Below are 566 nucleotides of genomic sequence, written 5' to 3'. Positions count from 1 at the left end.
CGCCAACGTTTCAATTCAAGGCAAAAAATACCGAGCGGCCTTCCTTCCCCATAAAAGAAGGTCGTCGGTAGTGCGAATCACACAGGCTACGGCGGGCTGAAACACCAGTCAACAGGAAATTTGCGTCCCTTGGTGGTTTTCCAACAGCACTCTTTTCGATGCACGAAATCGCCGGGGATGCAGGCTGGGCGGTTCCTCGGAGGTGGGATCGGGGCGCCCGGGCGGTGGAAATCTAGTTAGGTAATTTCGCTGCCGCCGTTTAGCTGTGTTGATGAATGTGGAAAACCTGGCCTAGGTGAGGAAATACTGGAGCGGGAAACGGGATTCGAACCCGCGACCCTCAGCTTGGAAGGCTGACGCTCTAGCCACTGAGCTATTCCCGCCCCAAAAAAAGACTTATCTCGATTCGTCGGGGGCGCCACGCCCCCACCAGGGAAGGATACCTCTTTAGAGAATTGGAGGGGGAAGGATTCGAACCTTCGAAGGCTAAGCCGGCAGATTTACAGTCTGCTCCCTTTGACCGCTCGGGAACCCCTCCGGCACTCGTCTCGGTGGATGTTGGCCTG

The 566-nt window shown here is 56.2% G+C and carries 2 tRNA genes; both read right to left on the bottom strand.

Annotation, left to right across the window (positions count from 1 at the left end):
- Positions 1 to 307: 307 nt before the first annotated feature.
- Positions 308 to 383 (bottom strand) — tRNA-Gly (locus E6K79_07705).
- Between the two features lie 73 nt (positions 384 to 456).
- Positions 457 to 538: transfer RNA gene (locus E6K79_07700), tRNA-Tyr, on the bottom strand.
- Positions 539 to 566 lie beyond the last annotated feature (28 nt).

The organism is Candidatus Eisenbacteria bacterium, assembly GCA_005893305.1.
GTDB lineage: Bacteria > Eisenbacteria > RBG-16-71-46 > SZUA-252 > SZUA-252 > WS-9.
This window is presented reverse-complemented; position numbering and strand designations above follow the sequence as displayed.